A 25,784-nucleotide genomic window follows, 5' to 3' on the forward strand; every position below is an offset into this window, starting at 1 on the left:
ATCGCGCTCCCTCGACTACGGCGCTACGCGCCTACGCTCGGGATGACAAAAGGGCAATCGCTTTGTCGACGTCGGCATCTTGCGAGTCGCCGACGACGGTCGTGTGCAGCCTGCCGTTGCGATCGAATATCATTTGCGTAGGCCAATACTGGACGCCGTACGTGTTCCATAACTTCGAGTTGTTGTCGATTGCAACGGGCCAGGTGATGCCGAGCCGCTTGAGGTTGGCGACGACGTTCGCACGGTCGCGCTCGTAGGGCGTCTCCGGCGTGTGTACGCCGATGATGACGAGATCGGAGCTGGGCTTCGTGCGATGAAGCGTGCGCAGATTCGGCGTGACGTTCTGACAATTCCAGCACGCAAACGTGAAGACGTCGACGAGCACGACGCGGCCCTGCAACGATTCTGCGGTCGGCCGCACGTCGAGCCAGTCGCCGTAGGCTAGAATCGGATCGAGCGTTCGCGCGGCCGCGTTCGCTCCTCGCGGCCGCGCAAATGTGAGCGCTCCGGTAAGGAGCGTTGCCGCTACTAAGGCATCGCGGCGCGTCACCCTAGTGCTTTTCATGGAGCAACGTGAAGATGCCATGATCGCTGTGCAGCCGTCCGTCGCGCGACAGGTTCGCAAGTTCGACAGTCACGGTCTCGCGTGTACTTCCGATCAGCGAAGCAATATCGGCGTGCGTGAGACGAACGTCGATGCGCGTTCCCTCGGCGGTTTCGACACCGTGCTCGGCTGCGAGACGCTCGAAGAGATTGATCAAACGGTCCGCAACCTTCGCATACGCGAGATCCTCGATCGTCGCCGACGCGTCGTCGAGCCGGTCGTGTACGATCTTGGCAACGTTCAGTGCAAGTTCGGGATCGCGCGACAGCAGTTCGAACAGATCGTCGGCGCGTGCCGTACACACCAGCGCTTCGCCGATCGTCGTTGCGACGGTCGTGCGTTGACCTTTTGCGAACAATGTCTCTTCGCCGAAGATGTCGCCTGCGCCGAGGATCGCGACCGTGATCTCTTTGCCGTCGGGTGTGATCCGCGAGATGCGGATGTTACCGCGCTTGACGAGGTACACGAGCCGTGTCGGGTCGCCTTGCTCGAAGATCGCGGTCTTGGCCGGATACAGAACGGTCGTGAAGATGTGCGCCGTGTCATCGACGCGATCACCAACGCCGGAGAACAGCCGGTTGTTCTTGAGGTAGAAGACTTTGTTCTCGCTCATTTTGAAGGCAATCACCCGCTCACTCTAAGGCAGGCGAGCGCGGCGCTTCCGTAAGCCGGCTTACGGCCCCGTTCTTCTCGAGCTCGGCGACCCGCGAGCGGAGCTGCTCGTTTTCGGTCCGCAGGTTGATGAGTTCTTCGAGATGCTGCGCAAGCTCGCGGGTTCGGAGGTTAGAAAATCCAATCGCAGCGCTCGCAGCCAAACGTTCGAGCGCTCGCGTCTCGTCGGGGTCGATATCGACGCCGCTCATCTCAAGTCCGTAGATCGCGACGAACGGCGAGCCGCCGTCGACGTCGATCGGAACCGCGACGCGCGGCGCAACGGCTTTGAGGTCCGGCGACCACGGCAGGTAGTCGCGCTCCGAGAGAAATTGCGCAATGCCTTGTTGGATGACGCGCTGCAGCGCCGGGTCGTCTTGCGGAATCGAGGTTGCGCTCGGAGGCCAATGCGTGTCGGCGACGACCGTGAAATGATCGCCGCGCTGTTCGAACAGCACGGCGCAACGGAGCCGCAGCGCCTGCTGTACGGCTGAGGTCAGCGCGTATTCGATGCGATCGCGATCCAGCGCGTGCGGGATCTCGCGCGCAAGCACGTCGAGACTGTCGTGCGCAAAGAGACGGTCACGGAAGAGCATGCGGTCGACGACGAACCGGACCGTGTCGCGAATCTTTCCGAAAAATGTTCCGAAGACGAGCGTGATGGCAATGATGATCGCGTACGCGAGGTTCGTGTTCATCACGAACCAGTAGCTGAAGCCCTCTTCGGCGAGGCCGACGATGCCGACGACGGCGGCCATCATCGCCGCATAAACGAGCGCGCGATTGACGAGGAAGTCGATCCCCATCATGTGATAACGCGTCGCCCCGTAGAAGACGATTAGCGCGGGCATGACCGGCAACGCTTCCAGCGCGACGTACTCCCAATACTTGAGTGGTCCGGGATAGAAATGCTCCGCAACCAGATAACCGATGATCGCGACCATGAAAGCGCTGACCACGGCCCCGACGCGAATTTGGTCCGACCCGCGCGAGCGGATCAACGTTACGATGAAGACGAACATCGCACCGATGTAGATCGTGCTTTGAACGCCGTTGTAGATTTGGGCTTCGGCGAGCGCGGGGCGCGCAAAGTACGTCGCACCGATATCCGCGGAGAGCAGCAGCGCCGCGCTCGCGAGCCACACGAGTGCGCCGATGATGTCGACCGGGATGCGCCAACGTACCGGAATGTCACGCGGGAAGCCGAGCGCAAACATGAGGAGGCCGACGGCCGCGCCGGCAACGAGCACGTCGTTTATCCCGTCGACGATCATGCGCCACGGGTAGTCGAGCCAGATGCTCGTCATCGCGTTCGGGTAGACTTCGCCGCCGATCACGAAGTGGAAGAATCCGAGCGAGGCTCGATTGGGACGCACGATCGCGAGCAGCATTCCGATCAGGATCGTGATGAATGCGACGAGCTCGCGCAGTAAGATGACACCGCGCGTCGGTACGCCTTCGGGGACACCGTTGATCTCGTACGACATGCGCACGCCATCGCGCACGATCGTCATGTGCCGCTGCGAATTGTAAGCGCTGTATGTTTTGCCGATCAGCCCTTCTTTGCGGTCGGCTTGTGCGAAATCACGTACGTCGACGCGATCGCCGGCGCGCAGACCCACCTTTGCTGCGGGAGAATTCTTGAGGACTGAGGTGATGACTCCGGCCGAATCGGTGTAGTAGCCAAAAACCGTCAGCGGCGTAAAGACGCGGATCGCGTCCGGCAGCGTTCGCGCGAGCGCGAAGGCCCCGAGCACGAATACGAAAACGATTCGCGCAATTTGCGTGCGTGAGAGAATCGCATGCCGTTCGGGCGCGTGAAACATTTACATCCGGAAGATGCCGAAGGTCGTATCGCCGCGCGGGCCGCGTGAGGCGGCGCGCAAGCCGATGCCGAGCACACGGCGCGTGTCGAGTGGATCGATGATGCCGTCATCCCACAACCGCGCGGTGGAATAATACGGATTGCCTTCCTGTTCGTATTTCGCGAGGATCGGCGCTTTGAATTGCTCTTGCTGCTGTGCGCTGTAGGTGTTGCCGTTTCGTTCGCGATCCGCATCCATACGCACCGTTAGAAGCGTCGAGGCAGCTTGTTCGCCTCCCATCACCGAGATGCGCGCGTTCGGCCACATCCACAGCTGGCGCGGCGAATACGCGCGACCGCTCATACCGTAATTTCCGGCGCCGAAGCTCCCGCCGATTATTACCGTGAATTTCGGAACCTCGGCGCACGACACCGCGGTCACGAGCTTAGCGCCGTCTTTGGCGATGCCGCCGTTTTCGTACGCTTTTCCGATCATAAAACCGCTGATATTCTGCAGGAAAACGAGCGGCGTCCCACGCTGCGCGCACAGTTCGATAAAGTGCGCACCTTTGAGCGCGCTCTCGCTGAACAAAATTCCGTTATTGGCGAGAATGCCGACCGGGTGGCCTTCGATGCGCGCGAAGCCGCAGACGAGCGTGTTTCCGTAACGCGCCTTGAATTCGTGAAAGGCGGAAGCATCGACGAGCCGCGCGATGATTTCGTGGACGTCGTATCCGATGCGCAGGTCGCGCGGAATGATGCCGTAGATCTCACGCGGATCGCGTAGCGGAGGAACCGATTCCGCGACGTCCCAGGCCGGAGAGCGCACGGGTCCGAGATGCGCAACGATATCGCGGACGATGCCGAGCGCATGTTCGTCGTTTTCGGCGAGATGATCCGCGACGCCCGAGATGCGCGTGTGCACGTCGGCGCCGCCCAGCTCTTCGGCCGAGACGATTTCGCCGGTCGCAGCTTTGACGAGCGGCGGTCCGCCCAAGAAGATCGTTCCAGTGCCGCTCACGATCACGGTTTCATCGGACATCGCAGGGACGTACGCACCGCCTGCGGTGCACGATCCCATCACCGCGGCGATCTGCGGAATCTTTTTCGCCGACATGCGGGCTTGGTTGTAAAATATGCGTCCGAAATGTTCGCGATCGGGAAAGACGTCGGCTTGTAACGGTAAGAACGCACCGCCCGAATCGACGAGGTAGATGCATGGCAGATGGTTCTGCTCCGCGATCTCTTGCGCGCGCAGATGCTTCTTGACCGTCATCGGATAGTACGTGCCGCCTTTGACGGTCGCGTCGTTGGATACGATGATGCAGTCGCGTCCGCTCACGGTGCCGACCCCCGTCACCATCCCGGCGCTGGGCGACGCATTTTCGTACATTCCGTACGCCGCAAGCGCGGAGAGTTCGAGGAACGCACTCCCAGGATCGATGAGGCGCGCAATGCGTTCGCGCGCGGTCAGCTTGTTGCGTGAGCGATGACGCTCGGTTGCCTCGGGACCGCCGCCGGCTTGTGCTTCGTCGAGGCGCTCGCGCAGCTCGCGCACGAGCGTCGCCATCGTCGTGGCGTTCTGATCGAAGGAAGGCTCCCTGGGGTCCACGTGGGTTTGCAGCAGAGTCATTCTCATCGCTTCTTCAAGCACGAAGGCGCGGCGACCGCTACGCTCCTAAGGACGATGCTCGCCACCACTTCGGGTAGCTTTCGCCCGGCCGGCGCGCTTGATGCGCCGACGGCCCTCCTCCCTTATCGCGGCTCTTGGAATGCGCGGGGGGCAGCGCACTTGCTGCGGCGCGCCGGCTTCGGCGGTTCCCCCGCCGAGGTGACTGCGTTTGCCGCGATGTCGCTAGACGCGGCGGTCGAGCGTCTGATCCATTTCCCGGATACCTCGCAGCTCGAAGCGACGCCGCAGCTCGCGGAGGACACACCGCGCAAAGAGCTGCGCGCAATGGGGCTGAGCGCCGACCAGATCAAGATGCTTGGCCGGGCGCATTTCGAGAACGCAGTTGCGCTCATGCAATGGTGGCTCGGCCGCATGATCGCGACGCCGGCGCCGCTGCAAGAGAAGATGACGCTGTTCTGGCACGGTCACTTCACGAGCGCCTACCAAGGCAAGGGTATCACTGCGCAAGAGGTCTTGACGCAGAACCAGCTTTACCGCAGCTATGCGCTCGGCAACATTCGCAGATTGGCGCTCGCGGTTTCGCATGATCCCGCGATGCTCAAATACCTCGACAATCGCGCCAACCGCGCGCAGCACCCGAACGAGAACTACGCACGCGAGCTGATGGAGCTTTTCACGCTCGGCATCGGAAACTATACCGAGCAAGACGTTCGCGAGTCGGCGCGCGCCTTTACCGGCTACACGCTCGACGCTGACGATCAATTCGTCTTCAATCCGCGTCAACACGATAACGACTCGAAAACATTTCTCGGCCAGAACGGCAACTTCACCGGCGACGACATCGTCAACATCATTTTCCAACAGCCGGCAACGGCGCAATTCTTTGCCAAGAAACTGCTCGAGTTCTACGTCTATAGCGATCCGGAACCGGAGCTCGTCGATGCGGTCGCATATCAGCTGAAAAAAAACTACTTCGACCTGGCGCCGGTGATGTCGGTGTTGCTGCGCAGCAACGTCTTCCACTCCGATCGCGCATATCGCGCGCTCGTCAAGAGCCCGACCGAATTCGTCGTCGGCAGTTACAAGCTGTTCTCGCTGCCGTCCGCGGCAATCGAGCAACCCGTTTTGGGCGCAATGACTCGCATGGGTCAGCGTCTCTTCTATCCGCCGAACGTCAAAGGTTGGGATGGTGGTGCAGCATGGATCAACAGTGGGACGCTCTTAACGCGGGAGAATCTCGCGAGCACGTTGTGCGCGAACCCGCAAATGATGCAGACGGCGACGTGGCTCACACAGGGCGCCTCGCTGGACCCGAAAGCACTCTCGACGCACATCGTGACGCAGGTACTGCAAGGCGACATCTCGCCCGCATCGCGCGCACAGCTCGACGCTTATCTCAGTGGAGCCGGGACATCGGCCCTGGCGATGCTTAGCGGCGAGAATTTCGACGAACGCATCCGCGGCGCGATCTATCTCGCGATGGCGACGCCTGCGTACCAGCTAGCATGATAATGTTCTTACGAGCCCCCTTGGGGAATGTAAACGTTATCGCAATAGCGCCGGGCTCGGCGGAGCCTGGGGCGGAGCGCCTTTAGAATGAAAATAATGCAGACTCGCGCCGGCTTCTTACTCGGCTCACTCTCCGGTTTGGGAATCGTCGCGAAAAACGCCGACTTCTTCGGCCGTGCGCTCGCGCAGGCGCCCCTTTCGGGCGTAACCGGTCCGAGTGACGATCGCGTCCTCGTGCTGATCAACTTGCAGGGCGGCAATGACGGCCTCAATTGCGTCGTGCCGTATTCGATGCCGCAGTATTACAAATACCGCCCGATGCTCGGCGTCGCACAAGGCGACGTGCTTCGCCTCAACGATCAGGTCGGACTCAATCCGAACATGAAATCGTTCAAGGCGATGTTCGACCGCGGAGAGGTCGCCGTGATTCAAGGCGTCGGGTATCCGAAGCCCGATCACTCGCACTTCCGCTCGCAAGAAATCTGGCAGACCGCGGATCCGGAGGGATATTCGGCTACCGGCTGGATCGGGCGCTATCTGGACGCGGCGAGTCTTCCGAAAGACAATCTCTTCAACGCCGTCGCGGTCTCGCCGGTGCTTCCCGAGCTGTTTGGGTCGCGCACGATCGACGTTCCGGCACTCGATGGGAATCTGCGCGGTTACGGACTCGCGAGCGATCGCAAAGCCGGCGGGGCCGCTGCGTTCCGCTCGATGCTAAGCGACACGACGCAGCCGTTCAGCTCACCATATCTCGGCAAGGTTGCCGAGATCGAAGTCAACGCGCAACGCGGTTCCGAAGAGCTGCCGAAATTGGTCGCCAACTACAAGACCGACGCCCAATATCCGGCGACGAACATCGGACGCAGTCTTGCACTTGCCGCGCAAATGATCGGAAGCCAAATTGGTACGCGCATCATTTACGTCACGCACGGCAGCTTTGATACGCACACGAATCAAAAGGCGACGCAGGATCGGTTGCTCGAGCAATTCTCGGATGCAGTCGCTGCTTTCTACGCGGATCTTGCCTCACACGGCAACGACAAGCGTGTGCTCGCGATGACGTTCTCCGAATTCGGACGCCGCGTCGCCGAGAATGCGAGCCGCGGTACGGATCACGGCGAAGCTGCGCCCGTGTTCATGATCGGCGGCTCGATCAAGGGCGGCGTGTACGCGAATCATCCGTCGCTCGACGATCTTGATAACGGCGACGTCAAGTACACGACTGACTTCCGCAGCGTCTACGCGACGGTCATTGAGAAGTGGCTCGGCCGTTCGTCGCAAGGGATCATCGTGGGGGATTTTCCGAGGCTGCCCATCATAGCCTAGCTCCATGGAGAACGATACGAAGACGCCGCCTGACGGCCTGGATATCGACGAAGGGCTCGATGACTATGACAAAGAGGTAGCCGAGACGTTTCCCGCCTCCGATCCCCCGGCTAGCACCGAGCCGTAGCTACGCACGGCTTTCCGTGCTGCCTCGAGCGGGTGACATTGGGCATATAGTTGGGAAATGCCGAGGAGTCAAACCCGGTGGAAGGAACGCTCTTTGGTAATGGATTTCACGGAAGGCCAAAGTGCCTCGCTGACCCGGGCGGTCACGGCTGCGGACGTCGAGGGGTTTGCCGCAGTTACCGGCGATACGAACCCCGTCCATCTTGATGAAGAGTACGCGGCCGGCACGCGCTTCGGGCGGCGGATCGCACACGGTATGCTCGCCGTCTCCTATATCTCGGCGATTCTGGGAACGAAATTCCCGGGTCCCGGGACAATCTATTTGAGCCAGAGTGTCAATTTTCTGGCGCCCGTCTACCTCGGGGATACGATTACCGCGACCGTGATCGTCTCGAAATTTCGAGCCGAGAAGGGCGTCCTCACCCTGGTCACCCAGTGCACGAACCAGGACGGCGTCAAAGTCGTCGACGGCCAGGCCGTGGTGCTCGTTACCGATGTCCGCTCAGCTGCTCCGGAGCAGGACGCAAGCGCCGAAACCGCCGCCTAAAGCTCTTGACCCGGTATTGCATATAGGTGTAAAATGCCACTATCCCAAACTCAGAGATGAAGAACGATACCGACCCCGCCCGGAGTAAGGAAGCCGGGCTCCCTCCGCGAGGGACTCCCAAGAACTACCTGATGGCGTGGCTGCTGGTGATGCTCAAGGGCTATCAACTACACGGCTACGAGATCATGAAAGCTCTCAAGGAAAACTTCGCGGTCGTCTCCGATCCGGGGACGGTTTACAGGGCGCTCCGGCAACTCGAACGCGACGGCTACATCACGTCATGGTGGGACCCCAAAGAGCAGGGTCCGGCGCGACGTGTCTATACGCTCACGGACGCAGGTGCAGCGGCACTCGATATCTGGCGCTCGTCGCTCGAACAGTACCGGTCGAACTTGGACGCGTTCTTCAGTCTCTACACCGGAAAGTGGAGTAAAAAGAACGATGAGTAACGATAAAACCAAGAGCTATCTGGACCTCATGAGCGGCACGTACGGTCTCCTAATGGAAGCCGCTGCGAATGCGAACCACCGTTTCCTCGAGCACATGAAGTCGTCGTATGAGATCATGTCGCGTCCGTACACCTCGACCGCGTTCGAGGCAGCGTATCGAGAGAATCTCGAGCGCGCCGGACAGCTCGTCGAGCTGAACGTCGCAGCTGCGCAAAAGACCGGATCCGAGTCCGCTGCGCTTGCCGAGAAGCTTGCGAAGCAGGGTTCGGAGTGGCAAGAAACGGCCGTCGAAACGACGCGTGGGCTCTTTCGCACCGGAATCAGCAACATCAACTACGTCAAAGACGCCGCCGATCAAACCTACGAAGGCTTTGCCAAGCGCGTCGAAGAGATCCAGCGCCCAACGGTCTCGTCAAACTAAGCCGAAGCGCAAGAAAAAGTAGACCGGCTATCTCGGAGCGGCCCCGTAAAGGGGCCGCTTTCTTTTTAGCGCAAGAGCCGCCGCGATGAGCGCGCCGGGTCAACGTTTGCGTGATGCCTCGAACGTCACGATCGAACCGCTCGACCGGAAAGACGAATCGGAGGTCGCCGCACTGCTTCGCGCGCTTCCCGAGCGCGATCTGCTTTTCGTCGGATTCGATATCAACGATGATGCTGTAATTCAGCGCTGGACCGATCCGGCGAACAAGAGCAATGCTGTGGGCGCGGTCGCGCGCCGTAACGGTAAGATCATCGGATTCACCGTTCTGCAGCGCGATGCGGCAAAGTGGAAGCGCCATCTCGGCAGCATCCTCGTCGTCGTTTCGAACGAAGCGCGTGGATTGGGTTTGGGCACGCTGCTCGTCGATCGAACGATCCTGCTTGCGGGCGAGCTGGGGCTCGAGCGGATCGTCGCGCGCATGTTGGTGGAAGATCGTGACACCGTGCGCGTCTTTGAAAAACTCGGCTTCCGTCACGAAGGCTTGTTGATCGATCACGCCAAGGCGTCGGACGGAACGCTGTACGACATCGCATATATGGGGCTCTCGCTACGAAAAGCATCCTCTTCTTAGGAACAGGCGGCGCGCGTTTCGTTGTAGCGCGTCAGATTCGCGCCTCGGGTGGGATGTGGTGGCGTTTCGGCAACACGCAAATTCACGTCGATCCCGGTCCCGGTGCACTCGTGCGCGCGCTTTCGCACGTTCCGCCGTGCGAGCCACAGAAGCTCGACGCAATCATCCTCTCGCACAAGCATCTCGATCATTCCGCCGACGTCAACGTGATGATCGAAGCCATGTCGCAAGGCGGATGGCGGCCGCGCGGAATGGTGCTCGCTCCGCAGGATGCAGTCGAAGGCGATCCCGTGATCTTTCCGTACTTGCGGCGCTTCGTGCCGCGTTGGGACCAACTGCGCGAGCACGGCGGACCATATCAAATCGGCGAAGTCGAGATTACGGGCTCGATTCAGCACAAGCATCCGGTCGAGACGTACGGCTTACACTTACGCTATCCCAATAACGGCAGCGAGGTGCGCGTCTCATATCTTCCATGCACCCGGTTTTTCGACGGGTTGATCACCGACTACACGGCGTACAAGCCCGACGCGCTCATCGTCAACGTTCTGCGTTACGAAGACAAACTCGACGTCGACCATATGACGTTCGAGCAAGCAAAGTCGATCATCGCCGCGGTGCGTCCGCGCGTTGCAGTTCTCACGCACTTTGGGACGCGCATGCTCGAAGCCGACCCGCGCAAGCTTGCCCAATCGCTCGAAGACGAGCTTGGACTACGCGTCTATGCCGCGCGCGACGGTTGGACGCTCGATCTCGAAACCGAGCTAGTCTAAACTTTTCCGAACGTCAGGAACGCCGGCACCGTCGTACGGCGTAGGATTCCAAATGCACCCGATAAGACGCTGTCGGAGTCCGGACCACGCGTCAGGCCGGCGATGAATAGGTCGGGTTTCTGCCGGTCGATCAGCGCAACGATCTCAGTCACAGGATCGCCTTCGAGATACTCGGTCGTGACGTTGCCGACGCTTGCGAACAATTCTTTTAAACGGCTGAATTCCTTCGATGCAACTTCGGCCATCGCACGGTGCAGGTCGTCGAAGATCGGATGCTTGTCGAAGGCTTTGTCCCAGATCGGCGATTTGCGCGGAGGCCATCCAACCACCGATGCAACGATCTCGTGCTTGTTACCCGCGGCTTTCAACATGTCGACTGCGCGCTGGAGCCCCGCAAGGCCATCGTCCGAGCCATCGAAGATGACGAGAACGTTCATGCAAGCGTCGCTTTTAGCGAAATCGGTACGGCGCGCAAGGCCTTGCTCAACGGACAGTTCTCCTTGGCTTGCACTGCGAGTTTCTGAAAGTCTGCATCGGACAAGCCATCCGCACTCACGTTCGTCGTGAGTTCGATCGATGGAATTTCGTAACCGTCTCCGGCCTTCTCGAGATGGACGAGCGCGGCCGTGTTGATTGATTTCGGCGCATGTCCGGCGCGCGTCAACTCAGCGCTTAGCGCCATCGTGAAGCATGCGGCGTGCGACGCGCCGAGCAGCTCCTCCGGGTTCGTTCCTGGCTCTCCGCTGAATCGAGTTCCGAACGAATACTCAGCCGCTACCTTGCCGCTCTCGGTAGAAATCTTCCCGCGTCCGTGGGCGATGTCGCCTTCCCAATGAATGTTGGCTTTTCGCACGATCTGCGTATCGGTGGCCATAGCGCGCTCCTTTCCCAGCGAGTCGCACGACCCTGTCATCTTTCAGGAGGTTTCGGCGGACCTTGTGCCCCTATCCGTACCCATGGACAGACTCAGCTTCGCCAAAGATATCCGGCCCATGTTCACCGACATCGACGTCGCGCACATGAAACGCGCCGGCATGGATCTCTCGGATAAAGACACCGTGACGAAAAGCGCCGACGCGATCTACAAAACGGTCAGCGAAGGCACGATGCCGCCTCCGAGTACCGGCGAGCGATGGACGCCCGATATGTGCGCCAAATTCAAAGAATGGCAGAATCAAGGTTGCGCGCCCTAGATTAATCCTTGTCGGGCGAGGTCCAGACTTGTTCGGCGATCAGCCAAGAGCCGTCTTCGTAACGATAAACGGTCATATACGAGCCGCTTGATTTCTTGATCTTACCGGTTGCGCGCAGCGTCAACGTTTCGGTCCAGCGTCCGCTATCGTAAGCAAGATCGCCGTCCGCGTGCGATGCGACGCTGTGAAAGTGCAGATCGCTAACGTACGTCTTCATCGCGCCGGTGTAGAGCATTCGGATCGCCTTGCGGCCTGTGAAACGCGTGCCATCCGCGAGCACGAACGTGCCATCGGGCGCGTAGAGCGCAACACATTCATCGAGGTGCCGTGCATGGATCGTATTCTCCCAGGCGTCCCGCAATGCCGCAAAATCCGGGGGTGGAAATGCGAGCATGGCCGCGAGAAGAAGCGCCGTCATTTACGGCGGTCTTCGATAAACCGGTGGGCCGACTTCGTGTTGTTGGCGCGCGCGTTCAAGTGGTGCGCGCACTTGTCCCCAATGCGCGGGAAGCTGACGGCGCGTCATGAGCGAGCCGTCGTAGAGATAGACACGCCCCTGCCGTGTGACGACGTTGACGAGCGGGCCGCCGCCGCCGACGCGCGCGTTGGCCTCACCGTTGCGATCGTTGAATTGCGAGGGATGATCGAAGTTCTGATAGATCTGGCCGGGTTGCCCTTTGACGGCAATGTTGGCGCCGCCGTTAACGCCGAGCGCGACGTGGCCCGTGACCGTTTCGAAACGCGCGAGTCCGGGTTGAAACGAGCCGTTGTTATAGACGATCGAGCCGCGCTCGCTCGTCGCTTCGATTTGTTTGACGTCGCAACGCTGGAAGATCATGTTGTTCAATGCGGTGCGCGTGCGCAGACGATCGAACTGCGAATCGACGACGAAAATCTGGCCGCGCAGATTTTGGATGAACGCATCGCCGCTGACGTTGTGCAGCACGAGGGGTCCGGCTCGTTGCTGCGCGATCAGCTGTCCGTGATAGTTCTCGATGCGCGTGCCGCTCGTGCCGTTGATCGAGAGCACCGACGTGTCCGCGGGGACGTAAACCGTCGACTGATAGGGCGGAACTTGAATACGCAGCGTATCGTGCGAACCCGGCGGGATTTGCACCGGAAACTCTTCGGGTCCGAGTGTGACGGGCTGACCGCCGGCTGGATCCGCTATTGAGACGGCCGGGATAGGGACCGAGTAGGGGACATTCGGGGAGACTCCCGGTGCCCGGCCGCCCGGACGGCGCTGGACGATCGGGGGCTCGGCGCCCCCGTCGTCGACGCTGACTTGCGGGCGGTCCCAGGTCCGGATCGTGATCGGTGCGCTGTGCTGGATCAGGACGACGGGCTGGTTCGCGGCATCAATCAGCAGCGAGTCCGCGCTCGCTGCGCGGCCCGTCCCGAAAAGAAACAAGGCGAACAAAGCTGCTGCCGCAGCCCCTCGCGCCACGAGTCTCGGACCCACGAAGCGAGCGTACACCCCGCGATTAAGGCCGGTCATTGGGATTCGTTTAGCGTTCGCGGGGGAGGCGGACGGTGAAAATCGAGCCGCCTTCCGGGCGCCTGGCTGCCTGGACGCTCCCGGAGTGGACTCGGGCGATGCTGCGTACGATTGCAAGGCCGAGCCCTGTGCCCTCGACTGCGCGGGTCCGGGACTTGTCGGTCCGGTAGAATCGGTCGAAAACGCGGTCGATCGACTCCTCGTCGATCCCGCTTCCCGAATCGATCACCTGACCGACGACCTCATCACGGTTCGCGCTCAGACGGACGCGCACGCCGCCCTGATCCGTGAATTTGATCGCGTTGTCGATCAGGTTTCCGAAGAGCTGGCGCAAGAGCGATTCCGAGCCGTAGACGATTGCGCCGTTCGTACTCGGCTCGAAGTCGAGCGCGAGATTTTTCCCGTCGGCTTTGGCGTGCGCCGATTCGACGGTGTCGCGCAGGACGGCGTTCAAGTCGAGCGGTTCTTTCGGAATCTGTTCGCCCGAATCGGCCTTGGCCAGAAGCAACATGCCATTAACCATCCCGGCGAGTCCGGCGCTTTCGTCGATGATCGCGGTCAAGCTCTCGGCTCGGATCCGGTCGTCACGGTCCGCCCAGCGCTGCAGCATCTGCGCGTTCGCGTTGATGACGGTGAGCGGCGTCTTGAGCTCGTGCGAAGCATCCGAAATGAACTGACGCTCGCGCGCAAACGCGGCTTGCAAGCGATCGAGCATACGGTCGAAGGCTGCCGCCAAACGTCCAAGCTCGTCTTTGCGTCCGCTCCACCCGATGCGCCGTCCGAGTTGCTCGGATCCGATCTCTTCCATTGCGTCCGTCAATCGTTTGACGGGATCGAGCACCAGCGTCGCAATCGCAATCGAGGCCAGAACCACCAGAAAAAACGCCGCGATCGTTACGATCACGAGAATGTTGCGCGCGTTGGCCAGCACCTCGCGCATCGCGTCGAGGCGTTCGCCGATGTGCGCGATCGCGATGACGTGATTATTCTCGACCAGTGCCTCGTCGTGGACGAGCAGATCGCCGAGAATATACGTTTTGGTGTGGTCCTTGACGCTCAGTGTTCTGTCCGGCGGGAAGATGAACGAGCCGGTGTTGCTGCTCTTGCCGATCGGCTGGCCTTGCGGGTTGTCGATCTGTACGAGCGTCGTTGCCGACGACCAGGATTCTAAATTGCTTTGCGTCGCGACGAAAGCCGCAATAGCCTGATCCGAGCCGCTCGTCACAAGTCCGAAAGGCTCGATCGTGCGGCGAATCTGCGTGGCGACGAGCTGCGTGCGGACCTCAGCTTGATTGAGAAGAATCGTGCGGAACGCGATATTGATCGCGATGGCCGCAAGCGCGAGCGCGAGGACGAATAGCCCGGCGTATGCGAGCGCGATTCGCCACTTGAGCGAATTCACGCCGCCGGCGTTCTAGACTTTAAGCGCGTACCCCACTCCGCGCACGGTCTGGATCAGCTTGGGCTCGTAGTCCTCGTCGATCTTGCCGCGCAGATAGCGGATGTAGACGTCGATCAAGTTGGAATCGCCGAGAAAATCGCTGCCCCACACGCCGTTGAAGAGCTCGTCGCGCGTGTGCACCTTATTGCGGTGCAGCAGAAGATACTCCAGCAGTGCGTATTCTTTTGCCGTCAGCTGAATCGACTTGCCGCTGCGCGTCACTTCATGCCGGTCGCGGTCCATGACGAGATCGGCCGCTTCAAGCACGTTGGACGTCGGGTGCTTTTCGCGAAGGCGCGCACGGATGCGCGCCAGCAGTTCATCGATCGAAAACGGCTTGGTCAGATAGTCGTCGGCGCCGGTATCCAAGCCCGCGACCCGATCCGGGATGCGGTCCTTGGCCGTCAGCATGATGATCGGCACCGCACTCTTGGAACGGACGCGCGAGCAGACTTCCAGCCCGTCCATCTTCGGGAGCATCAAATCGAGAATGACGAGATCGGGCTCCTTGAGCGCTTTTTCCAGACCCGCGAGTCCGTCACGCGCGACCTCGACCTCGTAGCCTTCGTGCTCCAGCTCTAATTGCAGGACGCGCAAAATCGCCGCATCGTCCTCGACGACTAGGATCTTGAATTTGCGTTCGGTCGCAATCTCACTCACCATAGCTACCTTTCGACGGCAGTTCTACCCAGCCCGCGTAGCCATCCCAGCGGGGCGCTCTAACTTTAATGCGGTCCACATTCCAGAGCAAGTGGCAAAAAAAGATCAGAGGTGCCTTAGCACCTCTGAGATCTTTAAAGACGAATAAGAGCTTTAAATGAAGACGGCTATTTGCAAGTTACGAGCGCCATCGCCCATCCGGATTGTGTTCTCGTGCGAACGAGATAGCCCTCAGGCGTCCGGTCATAAACCTGATAGCCCGCTCTGAGCGCGTCGGCTAGGGTTTTGAAGACCACCAGACCAGCCATTCCGGGATCCTCCTTTCCGCGGGTTCCCTACCCTTATCAACGTGAGTGTACCGAAAGCGTTTCGCTTAGCGGTAGTGGGTTGGTTAGAAGATGGAGTAAAGATTGTGACAGGGGGGTGGCACTAAGGTCGGAAGAAGAGAGTTTCTTGTGACGCCAGACACGGCGCCCGTTCCTCGCGTTCACGACACAATTGTCGCGGAACGCCGGGAGCCACATCCTGGAATCGTTATCCTCAGCTTGTACGCTCCGGCACTTAGCGCGGTAGTGCGACCAGGGCAATTCGTAATGGCCATTCCGCCGCGCGGTGCACTGCCTGCAACGGCCCTTGGAATCTATGAGGCCCATGACCAACGTACCAGTGTGATGATCGTTGTCGCAGGCCCACGTACCGAAGAATTGGCATCGCTCGCCGCCGGCGATCAGCTCGATCTGCTCGGACCGCTCGGCAACGGATTCTTCCTCGATCGCGTACCGCGCAGCGTGGGAATCGTCGCCGGTGGTGTCGGGCTTGCGTCGGTACTGCTCGCGGCCGAGCGGTGTGTCGCGCAATCGGCGAAAACGACCCTATACTATGGCGCGCGCACCGCGCAAGCGCTCGTTGACGTCGAGCTTTTCGAGAGTGCAGGCTGTGAGGTGGTCGTCGCGACCGATGACGGAAGTCTTGGGCATCACGGTTTTGTTACCGACCTCGTGCGCGACGCAGCGCCCGAACTGTTGCTCGCGTGCGGTCCCGCGCCGATGTTGCGCGCGGTCGCTGCGCTCGCCGTAGACCGCAACATCCCAGCGCAGCTCTCGCTCGAAGAAACATTCGGCTGCGGCGTCGGCGCATGCTGGGGCTGCGTCGTACCGTTGGATCGCAAAAGCGCGCAAGCGCCACATTTTCCGGAAGCGAGCGTCCACGAGCCGCGTCCGTATGTCAACGCACGTGTGTGTAAGGAAGGCCCCGTGTTTTGGGCATCGGAGCTACGATGGTCGTAGAACGCGCGAAGCCGCGGATCGGGGTGAAGATCGGCACGCTCGAACTCGCCTATCCGACGCTGATGGGCAGCGGTTGCTACGGTTCGGGTGAAGAGTACTCGCCCTTCATCGACCTTGCGCGCGTCGGCGCAGTCGTGCTCAAGAGTGTGACGCGTCAACCGCGACTCGGTAACGTCGGGCCGCGCCTTGTTCCGACGCCCAGCGGCATGCTCAACGCGATCGGCTTGCAAAATCCGGGGATCGACTACTATCTCGAGCACGAAGTTCGCAAATTTTCCGATCGTCCGTGCGCCGTGATCGGGAGCGTGGCGGGATTTTCGGTCGAGGACTACGTCGAGGTCGCAGAGCGTCTCACCGCCCGCGACGAAATCGATGCGCTCGAGGTCAACATCTCGTGTCCGAACGTTGCCTCCGAAGGTGAGACGTTTGCCTGCAATCCGAATCTGACCGGGCAAGTCGTCAAAGCCGTCCGAAAAGTCGTCCGTAAACCGCTGATAGTCAAGCTCTCGCCGAACGTCACCGATATCGGATCGATCGCGCGCGAAGCCGAAGCCGCCGGCGCCGACGCGCTCGCCGTCATCAACACGGTGCGCGGGATGGCAATCGACGTCGAGCGCTGGAAGCCACGGCTCGGGAATGTGACCGGCGGGCTTTCAGGGCCGGCGATCCGTCCGATCGCAGTCCTCGCCGTCTACGAAGTCGCTCGAGCGGTACGCGTTCCGATCGTGGGACAAGGCGGGATCGAGACGACGAGCGACGCACTCGAATTCCTTCTGGCCGGCGCATCGGCGATCTCGATCGGAACTGCGAACTTCACGGATCCGCGGATTCCGTCGCGAATCGTCGCCGAGCTCGAAGATTATCTACGGGAACGCGATCTCGCCGCGCTAAGCGATATCGTCGGAAAAGCCAACGTCGGCTTCCGCAATGCTGACGAATACGAAGGAGATGCAGGATGAGCGCGCCCGAACTGATTGTCGCGCTCGACACGCCGACCTTCGCCGACGCAACAGCGGTCTTGGATAGGCTTGACGGATTGCCGTTGATGTACAAGGTCGGTATGGAAGCCTTCTTCGCGTATGGCGACGAGATTCGCGCCGAGCTGCTCCGTCGCAGCGCGACGTATTTCTTGGACTTGAAGCTGAACGATATCCCGCGAACGGTCGCGGCCGCGATTCGGCAGCTCGTACAACCGGGCGCGCGCATCATCGACGTGCATGCACTCGGGGGAAGCGAGATGATGATGGCTGCAGTTGAAGCCGCAGAGCAGCGCGCGCTCGAGCTTGGGATCGATCCGCCCGAGATCTTCGCCGTCACGGTGCTGACCAGCATCGCGCCCGAAGATCTGCGCGAGCTCGGACTCCAGGGCGGACCGGGCGAGAACGCGACGCGTCTCGCCGCGCTTGCACGCGATGCGCGTTGCGCGGGCGTGATCTGCAGTCCTCAGGAGGTTCGCGATCTCAAGAGCTTCTTCGGAACGGAATTCAAGGCGCTAACGCCGGGAATACGTCCGGCAGGCACGTCGCTTGGCGATCAAAGGCGCGTGATGACGCCGGGCGATGCGCGCGCCGCCGGCAGCGATTACATCGTGGTCGGGCGTCCGATTCTGGAAGCGAAGGACATGCGGGAAGCTGCGCAGGCGATTCTCGCGGAGCTCGTGCCGGCGTGACCGCGACCTTCGATCTGCCGCGCGCGCTCGAAGAAAACGGTGCGCTGCTGAGCGGCCATTTCAAGCTCTCGTCCGGACGGCACAGCGCGCAGTTCATCCAAAAATTCCGGATTCTCGAGCATCCTAAGCTCGTCGAGCGTATCGCCGGGGAGATGATCGCGCGTTTGCCGCAATCTCCGCGTCCAAACGTCGTCGTGAGCGCAGCGGTCGGCGGCATCGTACTCGGCTACGAAGTTGCGCGACAGCTGGGCGTGCGCGCGATTTTCGTCGAGAAAGAAGGCGGCGTGCCGACGCTGCGCCGCGGCTTTACGCTGGGTCCGCAAGACGGTGCGTTCGTGGTTGAAGATGTCGTGACCACGGGTCTTTCCGTTAAAGAAGTCCTCGACATCGTGCGCAAATCGAGCGCAAAAGCAGTCGCTCTGGGCGTGATCGTCCGGCGCGAACCGGTCGAATTCGGTTTGCCGACGATCGCGCTCGTCGATCTGCCGATCGCCTCGTTTGCACCGGAAGAATGCCCGAAATGCAAAGCCGGCGAGCCGATCACCGAACCCGGCTCGCGTTTTCTCGCATCATGAAAGAGCAGGTAGCTTCGCCTGCCGCAGGGATCGTGCGCCGCGCCGTGCGCGACGGACAATCGTATCGGCCAGGGACGACGCTCGAGCAAGCGCGCCGCGAATACGGCATCGAGCGGCTGATCAAGCTCTCGTCAAATGAGAATCCGCTGGGCTCGTCGCCCCGCGCGCTCGAGGCGCTCAAGACTCTGGGCGATCTCAACATCTACGTCGATAACCAATATCAGGAGCTGCGCGAAAAACTGGCGCGAAAACTCGGTGTTGGCCCCGAGAACGTGACGGTCGGACACGGCAGCAACGAACTCTTGGAGCTGATGTTCGAAACCTTCGTCGATCGCGGCGAGCGCGTCGTTATGGCGGCGCCCACGTTCTCGCTCTTTCCGCAGAACGCGCAGCTGCGCGAGGCCGAATCGATCCAAGTTCCGCTCAAAGACGGCGTGCACGATCTCGACGCGATGGCCGATGCGATCGACGCGAACACGAAACTCGTGCTGATCTGCGATCCGAACAATCCGACGGCGACGTCGATCGAGCCCGCGGCAATGGAGCGATTTCTGGCGCGTCTCCCGGCCGGCGTATTGCTCTCGTTCGATCAAGCCTACCGTGAATTTATGCCGAACGGCGTGGACGGTGTCGCGCTTGCAATGCGCCGGCCGAATACGCTCGTCTATCGCACGATGTCGAAAGCCTACGGTCTCGCGGCGCTGCGCATCGGCTACGTGATCGGCCAGGCAGACGCGATCGGCTACATGCAGCAGGTTCGCCTGCCGTTCAATGTGACGCGCGCATCGCTTGTCGCTGCGCTCGCGGCACTCGACGACGACGCGTTCGTGGCGCGGAGCGTCAAGATCAACGCGGAACAGCGCGAACGTCTGGAGCGCGAGTTCAAACGGCTCGGCCTTTTCGTCTATCCAAGCGCTGCGAACTTTATCGCCGTCCAGGTTCCGACTGAGGCGAACCGCGCATATGTCGATCTGCTCAAGCTCGGGATAGCCGTGCGCTCCGGCGACGCGCTGGGGTTGCCGGGTTTCCTGCGCATCACGGTCGGAACGCCCGAAGAGAACGACGCTGTACTGACCGCGTTCGAAAAATTGCTTCCCACTTGGAAGTCGTCCTGAGCGTCCGCATCCGGCCAGGTGACGAATCGGATCGCGAGTACGTGCGCGATCTGGGGATTCGCGTTGCGATGACGAGCGTGTCACCGTTCCGCCAGGTCATGGAGCCGCTTGTCGCGCTCTCGTATGAGAAGCTGCTCGAGTTTACGTTCGCGCAGTCGCATTCGATCGTGATCGCGGAGGCCGAGGGGCGGCCTCTCGGATTTCTGATCCTTCTGGACTCGCTTCCCGACGAAGTCTCGATGGCGCCGCAAGCGTTCGTCGCATACATGGCGGTCGAACCCGACGTCCAGCGCCGGGGAATCGGCCGGGCGCTCTTGAACGCAGCCGAAGCCCTCGCGCGCGAGCGCGGGTTACCTACGATTGCGATGATGGTGACGGAGAATAACGTCCCCGCTCTCGATCTTTATACAGCGAGCGGATATCGCACGGAACGAAGGCTCTTGTGCAAACCACTGGTTTGAATCCGCGGACGCTGCGCCGCATCATCGGAACGGTCTGGGGCTTGCTGCTGATCGTGCTTGCGGTCGTGCTGGCGATGCGGATTCCCAAAACCGTTGAGATCTTCGTAACGGCCGCGGTGATTGCGCTGGGCGTCCACCCGGTGACGCAATTTCTCGAACGTTGGATGAAGCGCGGCCTTGCGATAACGAGCGTCTACCTCGTCATCATGATGTTTGTGGCGCTGATCGGGCTTCTCGTCATTCCGACCGGCCTTTCCCAAACACAGGCCGTTTTGGGAGCGCTGCCCGATCAGATGACGTCGGCGGAACAGTCGCTGGTGAGCTTCCAAACGAATTTGGAGCACCACGTCGGCAAAGGGATGCTGCCGCCAAGTCTCATCGACATTCGCAGCGTGATCGATTCCAAGATATCCGAGTGGGGAACTGCTGCCGTTGCAGGACTCTATCCCGCGCTGGTCAGCACGATCGGCGTCATGTTCGTGCTGCTCTCGGCGATCATTCTTTCGATTTTCTTCTTGGCAAGCGGCGAGCGAATTCGCCAGCAACTGCTTTCGATCGTGCCGCATTCGCGCGAGCACGAGGTCGCGCAGGTGCTGGATGAGATCGTGCACATCTTCGGCGGCTTCGTCGCGGGACAATCGATCTTGTGCGCGATCGTCGGTGTTTCGACGTGGCTGATTCTGTGGGCGTTCGGATATAAGTTCGCGCTGTTGGTGGGCGTGTTGTGCGGGATCGCGTACGCCGTGCCGTTCGTCGGGATGATCGTTGCGCAAGTCATTGCGGCGGTTCTTGCCGCGCCGCAGGGCCTCGCGATGGTCTGGGAAGTGACGATCGTCGTCTTCGTGATCTCGCGCATCGCTGACAATGTGCTGGTACCGAAGATCATGGCGCCGCACGTCGGTGTCTCGCCGATCGCCGTCATGTTCGGCGTCTTCGCCGGGGGTGAGCTGCTCGGTTTGCCAGGCCTAATCCTGGGCATTCCTGCGGCGGCGATGGGCAAGGTTCTCTGGCGCATCTTCGTGCGGCCGTGGCTTTCGCGCCACGATTTCGGTCCCCGATCGGCCGAACACGAGCACGAACATCAGTTGCACAAAGGCGAGCGCGAGATCGATATCGAGATTCACGAAACGATCCGGGAACGCACATGAAGCTGCTGCGCGCAATCGCGATTTGCGCGTTGCTCTCGATGTCGGCAACGCTTGCAACATCGAGCCAGCAACTCTCGGGCGTAACCGTTTTTCGCTTCACGAAGCGTATTCCGGTCGGCGTATTCGACGGCGTTCAGTACATCCGCACGTATGGGATGCTATCGGGCGTCATCGCGCCGGGTGAAAAGATCGATGGGCTCGGCAAGAATCCGTTTGCGTACACGGCTGAATACGAGATCATCGAGCCCGCCAAGGCCGGCGTGAGCGATACCGTCGTCGTCGAGCCCGAGAATCGTGGGAACCCTCTCGTGCTCGGCCGTCTCAACAGTTTTCCGGCTTCCGGGAGTCCGTCGAAGGCCGATTATCCGATTGGTCTCGGCAACGGATGGATGTTCAAGCATCACATCGCGTACGCGCGCGTGCAGTGGCAATATCCGCTCGCGGTCGGTGTTCCGAAAACTGCGCAAGGTGTCGGCGAAGCGATCGTGCGCGATTTCGGCGCTGCGCTCGCTGCCCGGTATCACACGCGCTTGCTGGTCGGCATCTCGCAGAGCGGCTGGTTCGTCGAGACCTTCGTCGCCGAGGGCTTCAATGAGTTCCCACAAAACCACGAGGCCGTTTACGCGGGCGCGATCGCAATGGACGGCACCGGCAATTGGCTCGCGCTCAATCAGCTTGCGAAGGCGAATCACACGCCGCAGCAGCCGTACGTCGATCCGGTTAATCCGACCGTGCTCAGCGCGAAAGAACTGTTACGCAATCCTAAAACAGATCCGTTTTTCATCGACGTCGCGAACTACACGGATTTCTACCGCGTGCACGCGAGCGTCACCGACACCACCGATCTTCCGGAAAACATGCGGCGCTACGACTGGCCGAGTCCACACGCAACCGGCAACCGCGCAAGCTCGACCAACGCATTCACGAAAATGGAATGTAACGGCGGCAAACCCGTTTGGCTCAATCCGATCGCATACGATGCGTACATGCGCGCGATCGTGCTCGAGCTTGCGCACCGTTTAGGCGGCGGAGTTGGTCCGGCTCCCGAGCTGCCGCCGACTACGCTCTTCAAGCTCGGCCCGGCGCCAACGGAGACCGAGCACTTCAATCCGCTCAGGGGCTCGACGCTCGAAGTCCCGGTGGTTGATGCCGATGCGCAGCCGGAAGGTGGCGTGCGTTTTCCCGAAGTCGAGAATCCGATCGGCAAGCCGGTTCCGGTTTCGCTCAATCCGGTGATCACGACGACGATCAACAACACGTGCGGCAATCTCGGAGAGTGGCAGCCGATCTGGGGCGACGATCTCGCCAAACGCTACGGTTCGAGCGCCGGATTTCTCACACGCTACGGCGCGTCGCTGGATCGCTTGATCAAAGAAGGCTACGTGCTCGAAGAAGACCGTAAGCCGATGCTGGCGCGCGCCGCGAAGCTGTACGAAAACCCCGGCGGTTACTAGCGGACGCACGTACGGGTCCTTCGACTACGCTCGCTACGCTCAGGATGACAACGATAGTGTCGTGCGCTTACTCTTCGGTCTTTCGTCGCTCCATAAAATCGGGGGCGCTCACGCCGCAAATTGCAAGCGCGTTCGCAAGAACGGACTGCGCGGCCATCGAGAGCGCAAGACGCGCCGTGCTGGTTTCGACATCGCCGACGTTGACGATCTTACACGCCGAATAAAACTGATGGAAGTCGCTCGCAACCTCGCGCGCGTAGGCGGTGAGCAGATGCGGCGCGCGCGAACGCGCTGCGTGTGCGATCAGTCGAGGCCATTCGGCGAGACGTCGCGCTAGCGCAAGCTCCGTCGGGTCGACGAGCCGGTCGAGGTGCTTGGCACGCGAGGCTTCATCCACAAAGCGCGCCGTTTCGGGGTTCGAGCGCGCGTGCGCGATCAACGATGCGATCCGCGCATGCCCATACTGGACGTAGTAGACCGGATTCTCGTTGCTCTGCTTGACCGCGAGGTCGAGATCGAACGTGAGCGGCGATTCCGGTGCAAGCATGATGAAGAAGAAACGCGCGGCATCGACGCCGACTTCATCGAGGACCTCGTCGAGCTCGATGATATTGCCGGCCCGTTTGCTCATCGAGGCAGCCTCGCCGCCGCGCATCAGACTTACCTGTTGCGCAATGAGCACGTCAATCGAGACCTCCGCGCCCGCCCAATGCGTCGGGCCTTCGAGCTTGAGCGCGTCGATGCGATGCAAGAGTTCCATGAACTTCGGCTTGCCGTAAAGACGGCGCCAAATCTCCGCCATGGCACGCACCCGCGCGATATAGCCGTGATGATCCGGCCCCAGAATGTCGAGCACTTCGGATGCGTGCCGAAATTTCGAGAAATGATAGACGATGTCGGCGCAAAAATATGTCGGCCGCCCGTCGGTGCGCAGCAAAATGCGCGCTTTCGTCTCATCCGGATCGAGCTCCGGTGAAAGTGCGATCGCCTGGTCCTCGCGGACGGTCAATCCCTCGCCTTGAAGAAGCGTGACGATTGCGCTCGGCACGAGCCCGGCATCGTGAAATACCTTCTCGCTCTGGAAAATGAAATCGACGCCGAATCGCCGCGCAGTCGCGCGTTGTGCATCCACCATCCTGTCGTGCGCGAATTTTTCGAGGAAGCCGTTGTCTTCCGGATTTGCTCCCGGCACGGCATCGAGATCTTTGGCAAGCTCGATGACGTAATCACTGGGATATCCATCCTCCGGAAATGGAAAGTCCGGCTCGCGCAGTTGGCGCCAGCGCGCATAAAGCGAGCGAATCAGCGTGTCGAGCTGGTTGCCCGCATCGTTGATGATCCAATCGTTCGTAACTTCATTGCCGAGGAATCGCATTGCGTTGGCAAGCGTCGAGCCGATCGCGAGGCTGCGGCCTTGCACGACGACGAGTGGTCCCGTTGGGTTTGCGCTGCCGAATTCGAGCGACAACCGCGTCCCGGTCGAAGCGCCGCGGCCATAGTCGGCGCCGCGCTCGAGAATTTCGTGCACGACCTGCTGCCAAAATGCCGGCTGCATCCGCAAATTGACGAAGCCCGCAACCGGCTTGATCTCGAGCAGCGTCGTCGCCATGCTTTCATCGCTCAGGACTTTGTCGGCGATCTCCGTTGCGATTGCTTGTGGCGCTTTGCGTGCCGACTTCGCCAATTTGAACGCGATGTTCGTTGCGAAGTCGCCGAAGTCGACGTTGCGTGGCGTCTCGAACGTGACGTCGATTGAGACATCGTCACCATAGAGGGCGCGCGCCGTGCGATCGAAAGCGGTCGCGACGCCGTCCAGATCGAGAAGCTTCATGCCGGCGAACGCGCTGCGCGCCGGCGTCCGAGCTCGGCGCGATACTCGGCTTCGAGCTGATCGGGCCGTTCGCGATACTTCGCCCACAGCGCCGGCATGTGCGCGATATCGGAGAGCACGCGCGCAAAGACGGCATTGACCGGCGTCGGAATGCCGAGTCGATGGCCGGCGTCTGCGACGGCGCCGTTGAGGACGCTGACCTCGGTCTGATTCTTACCCGCGCGCAGATCGAGCAACAACGAAGGCGGCTTGCGTCCGCGTGCGCCGGCGATCCGGTTTGCGAGCACGAGCCGCGAGATCGGAGAAGGCAGCGTCGCGATGCCTTGGAGCGCACGCAGGGGATAGCGCGGAAGATCGATCGGTGTGATGTTTTGCGCAAGCATCACGGCGCGCACTTCGCGGATCGCCCGAATCTCGAGCGTGAAAGCCTCATCGAAATGGACGAGCCGTTCAGGCAAGACGTTGAGAATTGCACACGACGCGTTGGCGACGATGTTGAGCGCGAGCTTCGACCATTTGAGCGCGCGATAGTCCTCGACGGCTTTGGTCGGCAAACCGGTTTGCCCGAACGTCGCAAGAACCCAGTTGTGCGCCTCGCTTCCAACCGGCGAGAACGCAATGCCGCCGGAGTTCGTCGCGTGACCCGTGCCGTTACGATCGCGTTCAACCGGGATCGTCAGCGCGCACGCTACGACGGGATCGGGGCCGAATGCACTCGCAAGCTTCTCTTCGTTTCCGACCCCGTTCTGCGGACACAAGATCGTAGTCTCTGCGGGATTCGTAAGCGCGCGTTTGAGCGTTTCGATCGCGCCGTCGGTGTCGTACGCCTTTACTGCAACGATCGCCAGCTCCGCGGCAACCGGCTCGACGCGTTCCAGGTCACGCGGCGCGTAGACGATCTCGTTGCCGATTTTGGCAAGCAAATCGCCAAAGAACGTCCCGATCGCGCCTTTGCCGACGATGTAGACTTTCAGTGATC

29 protein-coding genes are annotated in these 25,784 nt (G+C 60.9%); 17 read left to right on the forward strand and 12 right to left on the reverse strand.

Annotated elements, in window-relative coordinates:
• Positions 1-31 precede the first annotated feature (31 nt).
• The 4 genes from VGG22_11340 to VGG22_11355 are packed head-to-tail and all read right to left on the reverse strand — an operon-like array spanning position 32 to position 4,692.
• Complete coding sequence (locus VGG22_11340) at positions 32-550, reverse strand: thioredoxin-like domain-containing protein (protein ID HEY1728959.1); 519 nt, start codon at positions 548-550, stop codon at positions 32-34.
• 1 nt (position 551) lies between these two features.
• Positions 552-1,217 (reverse strand): Crp/Fnr family transcriptional regulator, encoded by a 666-nt coding sequence (locus tag VGG22_11345; GenBank protein HEY1728960.1) that lies wholly within the window; start codon positions 1,215-1,217, stop codon positions 552-554.
• A 19-nt stretch (positions 1,218-1,236) separates the two neighbouring features.
• Positions 1,237-3,081, reverse strand: coding sequence for a hypothetical protein (locus VGG22_11350; GenBank protein HEY1728961.1), 1,845 nt, complete (start codon positions 3,079-3,081; stop codon positions 1,237-1,239).
• Positions 3,082-4,692: a carboxyl transferase domain-containing protein gene (locus tag VGG22_11355; protein HEY1728962.1), complete on the reverse strand. Its 1,611-nt coding sequence runs from the start codon at positions 4,690-4,692 to the stop codon at positions 3,082-3,084. It abuts the gene before it with no gap.
• A gap of 159 nt (positions 4,693-4,851) precedes the next feature.
• Between VGG22_11355 and VGG22_11360 the strand changes: the two genes are divergently transcribed.
• The 8 genes from VGG22_11360 (at position 4,852) to VGG22_11395 (ending at position 10,474) form a co-directional block, all read left to right on the forward strand.
• Positions 4,852-6,201 (forward strand): DUF1800 domain-containing protein, encoded by a 1,350-nt coding sequence (locus VGG22_11360; protein HEY1728963.1) that lies wholly within the window; start codon positions 4,852-4,854, stop codon positions 6,199-6,201.
• 96 nt (positions 6,202-6,297) lie between these two features.
• The gene (locus VGG22_11365) at positions 6,298-7,527 is read left to right on the forward strand and encodes a DUF1501 domain-containing protein (GenBank protein HEY1728964.1); all 1,230 of its coding nucleotides are present in this window, start codon (positions 6,298-6,300) and stop codon (positions 7,525-7,527) included.
• 4 nt (positions 7,528-7,531) lie between these two features.
• Positions 7,532-7,654: a hypothetical protein gene (locus VGG22_11370; GenBank protein ID HEY1728965.1), complete on the forward strand. Its 123-nt coding sequence runs from the start codon at positions 7,532-7,534 to the stop codon at positions 7,652-7,654.
• Between the two features lie 99 nt (positions 7,655-7,753).
• Positions 7,754-8,200, forward strand: a complete 447-nt coding sequence (locus VGG22_11375; GenBank protein ID HEY1728966.1) for a MaoC family dehydratase — start codon at positions 7,754-7,756, stop codon at positions 8,198-8,200.
• 131 nt (positions 8,201-8,331) lie between these two features.
• Entirely contained in the window at positions 8,332-8,649 is a 318-nt protein-coding gene (locus VGG22_11380; protein ID HEY1728967.1) for a helix-turn-helix transcriptional regulator, read from the forward strand.
• Positions 8,642-9,070 (forward strand): hypothetical protein, encoded by a 429-nt coding sequence (locus tag VGG22_11385; GenBank protein ID HEY1728968.1) that lies wholly within the window; start codon positions 8,642-8,644, stop codon positions 9,068-9,070. The genes VGG22_11380 and VGG22_11385 overlap by 8 nt, the downstream gene beginning before the upstream one ends.
• Positions 9,071-9,155: 85 nt before the next feature.
• Positions 9,156-9,701, forward strand: coding sequence for a GNAT family protein (locus VGG22_11390; GenBank protein ID HEY1728969.1), 546 nt, complete (start codon positions 9,156-9,158; stop codon positions 9,699-9,701).
• Between the two features lie 53 nt (positions 9,702-9,754).
• The gene (locus VGG22_11395) at positions 9,755-10,474 is read left to right on the forward strand and encodes an MBL fold metallo-hydrolase (protein ID HEY1728970.1); all 720 of its coding nucleotides are present in this window, start codon (positions 9,755-9,757) and stop codon (positions 10,472-10,474) included.
• Here the strand turns inward: VGG22_11395 and VGG22_11400 are convergent.
• Both VGG22_11400 and VGG22_11405 read right to left on the reverse strand, forming a co-directional pair.
• Positions 10,471-10,911 carry a universal stress protein gene (locus tag VGG22_11400; protein HEY1728971.1) on the reverse strand — a complete coding sequence of 147 codons (441 nt, stop codon included), beginning with the start codon at positions 10,909-10,911 and terminating at the stop codon, positions 10,471-10,473. The genes VGG22_11395 and VGG22_11400 overlap by 4 nt on opposite strands.
• Positions 10,908-11,348, reverse strand: a complete 441-nt coding sequence (locus tag VGG22_11405) for an OsmC family protein (protein HEY1728972.1) — start codon at positions 11,346-11,348, stop codon at positions 10,908-10,910. Before VGG22_11405 ends, VGG22_11400 begins: the two co-directional genes overlap by 4 nt.
• A gap of 82 nt (positions 11,349-11,430) precedes the next feature.
• Between VGG22_11405 and VGG22_11410 the strand changes: the two genes are divergently transcribed.
• Positions 11,431-11,667, forward strand: coding sequence for a hypothetical protein (locus VGG22_11410; GenBank protein HEY1728973.1), 237 nt, complete (start codon positions 11,431-11,433; stop codon positions 11,665-11,667).
• A 1-nt stretch (position 11,668) separates the two neighbouring features.
• Here the strand turns inward: VGG22_11410 and VGG22_11415 are convergent, their stop codons facing one another.
• The 4 genes from VGG22_11415 to VGG22_11430 are packed head-to-tail and all read right to left on the reverse strand — an operon-like array spanning position 11,669 to position 15,266.
• Complete coding sequence (locus VGG22_11415) at positions 11,669-12,085, reverse strand: nuclear transport factor 2 family protein (GenBank protein HEY1728974.1); 417 nt, start codon at positions 12,083-12,085, stop codon at positions 11,669-11,671.
• The gene (locus VGG22_11420; GenBank protein ID HEY1728975.1) at positions 12,086-13,129 is read right to left on the reverse strand and encodes a hypothetical protein; all 1,044 of its coding nucleotides are present in this window, start codon (positions 13,127-13,129) and stop codon (positions 12,086-12,088) included. It lies immediately after the preceding gene.
• 46 nt (positions 13,130-13,175) lie between these two features.
• Complete coding sequence (locus tag VGG22_11425; GenBank protein HEY1728976.1) at positions 13,176-14,567, reverse strand: HAMP domain-containing sensor histidine kinase; 1,392 nt, start codon at positions 14,565-14,567, stop codon at positions 13,176-13,178.
• Between the two features lie 12 nt (positions 14,568-14,579).
• Positions 14,580-15,266: a response regulator transcription factor gene (locus VGG22_11430; protein HEY1728977.1), complete on the reverse strand. Its 687-nt coding sequence runs from the start codon at positions 15,264-15,266 to the stop codon at positions 14,580-14,582.
• Between the two features lie 671 nt (positions 15,267-15,937).
• Here VGG22_11430 and VGG22_11435 point away from each other — a divergent pair.
• From VGG22_11435 to VGG22_11470, 8 genes are read left to right on the forward strand one after another with little or no spacing between them, the layout of a single operon-like run.
• The gene (locus tag VGG22_11435; protein HEY1728978.1) at positions 15,938-16,552 is read left to right on the forward strand and encodes a hypothetical protein; all 615 of its coding nucleotides are present in this window, start codon (positions 15,938-15,940) and stop codon (positions 16,550-16,552) included.
• Positions 16,543-17,511: a dihydroorotate dehydrogenase gene (locus VGG22_11440; GenBank protein ID HEY1728979.1), complete on the forward strand. Its 969-nt coding sequence runs from the start codon at positions 16,543-16,545 to the stop codon at positions 17,509-17,511. Before VGG22_11435 ends, VGG22_11440 begins: the two co-directional genes overlap by 10 nt.
• Positions 17,508-18,221, forward strand: a complete 714-nt coding sequence (gene pyrF, locus VGG22_11445) for an orotidine-5'-phosphate decarboxylase (protein HEY1728980.1) — start codon at positions 17,508-17,510, stop codon at positions 18,219-18,221. The genes VGG22_11440 and pyrF overlap by 4 nt, the downstream gene beginning before the upstream one ends.
• Positions 18,218-18,796, forward strand: a complete 579-nt coding sequence (gene pyrE / locus VGG22_11450; protein ID HEY1728981.1) for an orotate phosphoribosyltransferase — start codon at positions 18,218-18,220, stop codon at positions 18,794-18,796. Before pyrF ends, pyrE begins: the two co-directional genes overlap by 4 nt.
• The gene (gene hisC, locus VGG22_11455; protein HEY1728982.1) at positions 18,793-19,911 is read left to right on the forward strand and encodes a histidinol-phosphate transaminase; all 1,119 of its coding nucleotides are present in this window, start codon (positions 18,793-18,795) and stop codon (positions 19,909-19,911) included. Before pyrE ends, hisC begins: the two co-directional genes overlap by 4 nt.
• A complete protein-coding gene (locus tag VGG22_11460) occupies positions 19,896-20,372 on the forward strand; it encodes a GNAT family N-acetyltransferase (GenBank protein HEY1728983.1) in 477 nt (158 codons plus the stop codon). The genes hisC and VGG22_11460 overlap by 16 nt, the downstream gene beginning before the upstream one ends.
• Positions 20,354-21,520, forward strand: coding sequence for an AI-2E family transporter (locus VGG22_11465; protein ID HEY1728984.1), 1,167 nt, complete (start codon positions 20,354-20,356; stop codon positions 21,518-21,520). Before VGG22_11460 ends, VGG22_11465 begins: the two co-directional genes overlap by 19 nt.
• Positions 21,517-22,974: an alpha/beta hydrolase domain-containing protein gene (locus VGG22_11470; GenBank protein HEY1728985.1), complete on the forward strand. Its 1,458-nt coding sequence runs from the start codon at positions 21,517-21,519 to the stop codon at positions 22,972-22,974. The genes VGG22_11465 and VGG22_11470 overlap by 4 nt, the downstream gene beginning before the upstream one ends.
• A gap of 67 nt (positions 22,975-23,041) precedes the next feature.
• Here the strand turns inward: VGG22_11470 and argS are convergent, their stop codons facing one another.
• Together argS and VGG22_11480 are read right to left on the reverse strand one after the other, a co-directional pair.
• On the reverse strand, positions 23,042-24,805 hold the full coding sequence (gene argS / locus VGG22_11475) for an arginine--tRNA ligase (GenBank protein HEY1728986.1): 1,764 nt from the start codon (positions 24,803-24,805) through the stop codon (positions 23,042-23,044).
• Positions 24,802-25,728, reverse strand: coding sequence for a ketopantoate reductase C-terminal domain-containing protein (locus VGG22_11480; protein HEY1728987.1), 927 nt, complete (start codon positions 25,726-25,728; stop codon positions 24,802-24,804). The genes argS and VGG22_11480 overlap by 4 nt, the downstream gene beginning before the upstream one ends.
• Positions 25,729-25,784 lie beyond the last annotated feature (56 nt).

The sequence above is a fragment of the Candidatus Baltobacteraceae bacterium genome (assembly GCA_036489885.1).
GTDB lineage: Bacteria > Vulcanimicrobiota > Vulcanimicrobiia > Vulcanimicrobiales > Vulcanimicrobiaceae > JAFAMS01.

Excerpts from the sequence above, each read along its gene's own strand:
- VGG22_11365 (HEY1728964.1), top strand. The coding sequence starts at position 6,298 with ATGCAGACTCGCGCCGGCTTCTTACTCGGCTCACTCTCCGGTTTGGGA.
- VGG22_11385 (HEY1728968.1), top strand. The coding sequence starts at position 8,642 with ATGAGTAACGATAAAACCAAGAGCTATCTGGACCTCATGAGCGGCACG.
- VGG22_11400 (HEY1728971.1), bottom strand. The coding sequence starts at position 10,911 with ATGAACGTTCTCGTCATCTTCGATGGCTCGGACGATGGCCTTGCGGGG.
- argS (HEY1728986.1), bottom strand. The coding sequence starts at position 24,805 with ATGAAGCTTCTCGATCTGGACGGCGTCGCGACCGCTTTCGATCGCACG.
- VGG22_11410 (HEY1728973.1), top strand. The coding sequence starts at position 11,431 with ATGGACAGACTCAGCTTCGCCAAAGATATCCGGCCCATGTTCACCGAC.
- VGG22_11470 (HEY1728985.1), top strand. The coding sequence starts at position 21,517 with ATGAAGCTGCTGCGCGCAATCGCGATTTGCGCGTTGCTCTCGATGTCG.
- VGG22_11415 (HEY1728974.1), bottom strand. The coding sequence starts at position 12,085 with ATGACGGCGCTTCTTCTCGCGGCCATGCTCGCATTTCCACCCCCGGAT.
- VGG22_11380 (HEY1728967.1), top strand. The coding sequence starts at position 8,332 with ATGGCGTGGCTGCTGGTGATGCTCAAGGGCTATCAACTACACGGCTAC.
- pyrF (HEY1728980.1), top strand. The coding sequence starts at position 17,508 with ATGAGCGCGCCCGAACTGATTGTCGCGCTCGACACGCCGACCTTCGCC.
- VGG22_11435 (HEY1728978.1), top strand. The coding sequence starts at position 15,938 with ATGATCGTTGTCGCAGGCCCACGTACCGAAGAATTGGCATCGCTCGCC.
- VGG22_11395 (HEY1728970.1), top strand. The coding sequence starts at position 9,755 with ATGTGGTGGCGTTTCGGCAACACGCAAATTCACGTCGATCCCGGTCCC.
- VGG22_11355 (HEY1728962.1), bottom strand. The coding sequence starts at position 4,692 with ATGACTCTGCTGCAAACCCACGTGGACCCCAGGGAGCCTTCCTTCGAT.
- VGG22_11405 (HEY1728972.1), bottom strand. The coding sequence starts at position 11,348 with ATGGCCACCGATACGCAGATCGTGCGAAAAGCCAACATTCATTGGGAA.
- VGG22_11375 (HEY1728966.1), top strand. The coding sequence starts at position 7,754 with ATGGATTTCACGGAAGGCCAAAGTGCCTCGCTGACCCGGGCGGTCACG.
- VGG22_11390 (HEY1728969.1), top strand. The coding sequence starts at position 9,156 with ATGAGCGCGCCGGGTCAACGTTTGCGTGATGCCTCGAACGTCACGATC.
- hisC (HEY1728982.1), top strand. The coding sequence starts at position 18,793 with ATGAAAGAGCAGGTAGCTTCGCCTGCCGCAGGGATCGTGCGCCGCGCC.
- VGG22_11345 (HEY1728960.1), bottom strand. The coding sequence starts at position 1,217 with ATGAGCGAGAACAAAGTCTTCTACCTCAAGAACAACCGGCTGTTCTCC.
- VGG22_11370 (HEY1728965.1), top strand. The coding sequence starts at position 7,532 with ATGGAGAACGATACGAAGACGCCGCCTGACGGCCTGGATATCGACGAA.
- VGG22_11440 (HEY1728979.1), top strand. The coding sequence starts at position 16,543 with ATGGTCGTAGAACGCGCGAAGCCGCGGATCGGGGTGAAGATCGGCACG.
- VGG22_11350 (HEY1728961.1), bottom strand. The coding sequence starts at position 3,081 with ATGTTTCACGCGCCCGAACGGCATGCGATTCTCTCACGCACGCAAATT.